This window comes from Streptomyces swartbergensis (assembly GCF_002148965.1).
GTDB classification, from domain to species: domain Bacteria; phylum Actinomycetota; class Actinomycetes; order Streptomycetales; family Streptomycetaceae; genus Streptomyces; species Streptomyces swartbergensis.
Genome location: NZ_NGFN01000505.1, coordinates 1 through 4,564, shown reverse-complemented (window position 1 = coordinate 4,564; position 4,564 = coordinate 1). Strand labels below are relative to the sequence as shown.

Genomic DNA, 4,564 nt, shown 5'->3' with positions numbered 1-4,564 from the left:
CCCCCGGCGGCACCGCCCGAGCCCGTCCGCCTCACCAAGGTGACGCTCACCAAGGCGGCCCCCTCCGTGTCGCTCACCAAGCAGGGCGGCACCTCCGGCGCCCTGCACGTGAACCTCAACTGGCAGGTCCGCAAGCAGTTCTCGGGATGGAGCAGCAAGTTCGGCCGCCCGGCCGCCATGCACTCCGACCTCGACCTCGACCTGTGTGCGCTGTACGAACTCACCGACGGCAGCAAGGGCGTCGTCCAGGCCCTCGGCAACGCCTTCGGGGCACTGCACCAGCCCCCGTACATCCACCTCGACGGCGACGACCGCACCGGCGCCGTATCGACCGGTGAGAACCTCACCGTCAATCTCGACCACAAGAACGACTTCCGGCGCATCCTCGTCTTCGTCACCATCTACGAAGGCGCCCGCTCGTTCGCCGACCTGAACGCCACCGTCACCCTCCGGCCGCAGCACGGCGCCCCCGTCGACTTCTCCCTCGACGAGTGCACCGTTCCCTCGCCCGTGTGCGCGCTCGCCCTGATCACCAACACGGGCGGCGACCTGGTCGTCCAGCGGGAGGCGCGCTACCTCGTGCCCGAGCGCGGGGTGAGCCCCCAGCGGACCGTCGACTACGCCTACGGGTGGGGCATGAACTGGACCCCCGGCCGGAAGTGACTCCTCCCGCGCCGTCAGCCCTCGTCGGGTACGGCGTCCGGGCGGGCGTAGGTGCGGCCCTTCCAGGCCGCGCCGCGTCCCCGGTAGTGCTGCACCGCCGAGTCGACCGTCATGAGGAGATAGAGGAACGCGGTGAACGGCAGCAGGGGAGCGAGCCACATCGGCTGCCGGTAGTAGCGGAGCATCGGCACGTACGTCCCCGTCATCACGAGCCAGGCCGCCCCTCCGACGACCGCTGCCGCCGCGTCCCCCGCCGCCATCCCCACCACGACCGCCACCGGGGGCACCAGATACACCAGCGCCAGCCCGGCGACCGTCCCGGCCAGCAGCAGGGGGTTGTGCCGCAGCTGGGCGTACGCACTGCGCGACACCATCCGCCACAGGTCGGCCAGCCGCGGATACGGCCGGACGCTGTCCACCCGGTCGGCCAGCCCCAGCCAGACGCGGCCGCCGCTGCGCTGCACCGCCCGCGCGAGGGCCACGTCGTCGATCACGGCGTGCCGGATCGCGTCCGGGATCCGCGCCCGTTCGGCGGCCTGAGCCCGCAGCAGGACGCAGCCACCGGCCGCTGCCACCGTGCGCGTGCCCTCCTTGCCGATCCGGCGGAAGGGGTAGAGCTGCGCGAAGAAGTAGACGAAGGCGGGCACGACGAACCGTTCCCACACGCTCTCCACCCGCAGGCGCGCCATCTGCGAGACGACGTCGAACCCACCCGCACGGGCCGCCGCCACCAGCTCCCGCAGACTGTCCGGCGCGTGCGCGATGTCGGCGTCCGTCAGCAGCAGGTACTCGGGGTCACGCGCGCGTGCCAGGCCGATGCCGTGGCGCACCGCCCACAGCTTGCCGGTCCAGCCCGCGGGCGGCTCACCCGGCGAGCCCACGGTCAGCGGCAGCCCGCCGTTCCCGCGCGCCAGTTCCCGGGCCAGGTCACCGGTGCCGTCGGTACTGCCGTCATCGACGAGGAAGACCTCCGCCCGCCCCGGATAGTCCTGCCTCAGCAGCGACGGCAGCGCGGCCGGCAGCACCGCCGCCTCATCGCGGGCCGGGACGACGACGCACACGGACGGCCACACGTCCGGCTCCCGGCGCGGCGGCAGCCGCACGTCCGTGCGCCAGAAGAAGCCCTGACAGAGCAGCAGCCACAGCCAGGCGAGAAGCGATCCAGCGGCAGTCCACACAACGGCGCTCACGCGCGCAGTCTGCCCCACCGGAACGGCCCGGGACCGCGCATCGTCTATCGTGATCGGGTGAAGATCGCGCTCATGGACTCCGGAATCGGTCTGCTGGCGGCCACCGCCGCGGTTCGTCGGCTGCGCCCCGACGCCGATCTCGTGCTCTCCCTGGACCCCGAGGGCATGCCGTGGGGAGCGAGGACCTCGGAAGACCTGACCGAGCGCGCCCTGGCCGTCGCCGAGGCGGCCGCCGCGCGCCGCCCCGACGCCCTGATCGTCGGCTGCAACACCGCCACCGTGCACGCGCTCACCGCCCTGCGCGCCCGCCTCGAACCCGGGCTTCCGGTCATCGGCACCGTCCCGGCGATCAAGCCGGCCGCGGCCGGCGGCGGACACCTCGCCATCTGGGCGACCCCGGCCACCACCGGCAGCACGTACCAGCGCACCCTGATCCGCGACTTCGCCGGCGGGGTGCCCGTCACCGAGGTGCCCTGCTGGGGCCTCGCCGAGGCCGTCGAACGCGCGGAYGAGGCGGCGATCGACGCGGCCGTGTCCGCGGCCGCCGCACTGACCCCCGACGAGGTGACCACCGTCGTCCTGGGCTGCACCCACTACGAACTGGTCGCCGAGCGCATCCGGGCCGCCGTCCAGCGCCCCGGCCGGCCGCCCCTCGTGCTGCACGGCTCCGCGGGCGCCGTGGTCGCGCAGGCCCTGCGCCGGCTCGGCGAGCAGCCCGCGCCGGGCGCCACGCCCCACGGCACCCTGACCGTCCTGCTGAGCGGACGCGAGGGCACGCTGCCCGCACCCGCCCTGGCGTACGACGAAGGGCGGCTGTTGCGGGCGGTCACGCCGGCCGGCTGACCGGCACCGGTCACCGAGCGTCGTCGGCGTGCCCGATCCGGCACGCCGCCCGGCCGGCGCAGTCACGCTCCGCCATGAGGTACCAGCGGAGCGAAACCTGAGTAACCTCATATGCATGAGGGACCACCGCCACGGCGAGAACGCTCCCCACGCGCACCCCGACGTATGGACCGGCCGGGCCACCAACCGGGTCCAGTGGCTGCTGGCGCTCATCGGCGCCGCCTGCATGGCGCTGGGCATCGAACTGGCCGTCGACTCGGCCTGGACGTCCGGTATCGCCCCGCTGGTCATGGCCGTGGTCGGCTGCATCGCCGCCGGGCTGCTGGTCCTCTTCGGAACGCTCGCCTTCGTGCACGTCGCCCTGCGGGTCGACGAGGAGCACCTGGAGGTGCGCTGCGGCCACATCGGCCTGCCCCGCCGCCGCATCCCGCTCTCCGATGTGGCGGGCGCCACGTACATCTCCCATGTCACTCCCCGCCACTGGGGCGGCTGGGGCTACCGATGGCTGCCGGAGAAGGGCACCGCGGTGGTCGTACGACGGGGTGAGGGCGTCGTGCTGGAGCTGTGGGACGGACACACCTTCACGATCACCGTGGACGACGCGGAGGCGGCCGTACAGGTGATCAAGGCGCGGCTGGGACGGGCCAAGCCGGGCGCTCACGCACACTGAACGGGCTTCCGATCACCACGCCGGGGTGCGTCCGGCGCGCCGGCGACGCGTGTCCGGCGCGGTGCTCGCCGGTTCGACGACGAGCGGCCGGGCCGTGGCCATGCCCGCCAGCAGTCCCGCACCGACCGACACCGCCGTGAAGCTGAGCGCGTTGCCGATCGCGGCGATGGCCGCGAGCGCCGTCAGGGCCGCGCCCGCGGTGAGCGCCACCGGCGTCGGGCGGGGGCCGCGCCACAGCGCGTACAGCACCCAGCCGAACGCCGCCGCCAGCAGGACCACACCGACGATCCCCTGTTCGGCCGCCTGCTGCAGGGGTGCCGAGTGGGGCTTGCCGTCGGACAGCAGTGACTGCGCGGACGTCGTGCTCAGCTCCCCGAAGCGCCCCGGGCCGCCCCCCAGGACAGCGTCGTCGCCCAGCAGATGCCAGGCGTCCTGCCAGAGCTGTACGCGGTGCGGCGTGAGCCGCTCTTCGAAGGCGGTCACGAGCCCGCCCGGCACGGCCCGCGCCGCGACCGCCCAGGTCAGACCGGTCACCAGGGCGGCGACCGTGCCCAGTACGGCGAGGCTGGCGCCGCGGTGCCGGGTGCGGCCGGCGGCCAGCGAGCACAGCAGCACCGCGACCGAGGTGACACAGCCGGTGGCCGAGCCGAGCACCGCCGCCAGCACCGCCGTCCCGGCGGCCAGCAGACGCAGGGCGAACCGCACGGCCGGAACACGAGCGGCCCAGGCGGCGCAGCACGCGGCACCGGCCGACAGCGTCAGCACGGCAGCCGTCGCCCCGGCATGCCCGAGAGGCGTGGTGATCTGGGGGCCCGGCGCGAGGTGCGGAACGGCCACGGTCAGCCCGATTCCGGCCAGCGCCCCGGCGCAGGGCGCGCCGACCGGCAGCAGCGCCCCGCCGATCCGTCCGGCGGCGTACCCGGCCGCCACGGCCAGCACGGCGAGCAGCACACCCTCGGGCCGGCCGTCGTGCACCGCCGCCGTGATCAGGGACCAGCCGGCGCAGGCACCCAGCACCACGACGCCCGCCGCGTCCACAGTGATCGGTCTCTCAGCGTCCGCGCCCTGTCCGGACTCGGACGTCAGCCCACCGGAACCCACCCTGCCCCGCCCCCCAGCACCACGTCGCCCCCGACCTGTGAAGACCCCGGGCGCACGGGCCGCCACCAGCCGCACGACTGAGGCTTCGGGACACCGT

Annotated in this window: 5 protein-coding genes; 3 read left to right on the top strand and 2 right to left on the bottom strand. The window is 74.4% G+C overall.

The genetic code is table 11. The features are described 5' to 3' along the window. Positions 1 to 663: TerD family protein (locus CA983_RS41060; RefSeq protein ID WP_425276509.1), on the top strand; the 663-nt coding region annotated here is incomplete at its 5' end. 14 nt (positions 664 to 677) lie between these two features. On the opposite strand, the gene CA983_RS41055 is transcribed toward CA983_RS41060, so the two are convergent. Then, a complete protein-coding gene (locus tag CA983_RS41055; RefSeq protein ID WP_086605757.1) occupies positions 678 to 1,871 on the bottom strand; it encodes a glycosyltransferase in 1,194 nt (397 codons plus the stop codon). 39 nt (positions 1,872 to 1,910) lie between these two features. Here CA983_RS41055 and CA983_RS41050 point away from each other — a divergent pair, with 39 nt between their 5' ends. Both CA983_RS41050 and CA983_RS41045 read left to right on the top strand, forming a co-directional pair. Continuing rightward, complete coding sequence (locus CA983_RS41050) at positions 1,911 to 2,696, top strand: glutamate racemase (protein WP_086605756.1); 786 nt, start codon at positions 1,911 to 1,913, stop codon at positions 2,694 to 2,696. A gap of 115 nt (positions 2,697 to 2,811) precedes the next feature. Next, positions 2,812 to 3,366: a hypothetical protein gene (locus CA983_RS41045; RefSeq protein ID WP_086605755.1), complete on the top strand. Its 555-nt coding sequence runs from the start codon at positions 2,812 to 2,814 to the stop codon at positions 3,364 to 3,366. Positions 3,367 to 3,378: 12 nt separating this feature from the next. Here CA983_RS41045 and CA983_RS41040 read toward each other — a convergent pair whose 3' ends face one another. Next, the gene (locus tag CA983_RS41040; protein ID WP_086605754.1) at positions 3,379 to 4,404 is read right to left on the bottom strand and encodes an O-antigen ligase family protein; all 1,026 of its coding nucleotides are present in this window, start codon (positions 4,402 to 4,404) and stop codon (positions 3,379 to 3,381) included. Positions 4,405 to 4,564: the final 160 nt, after the last annotated feature.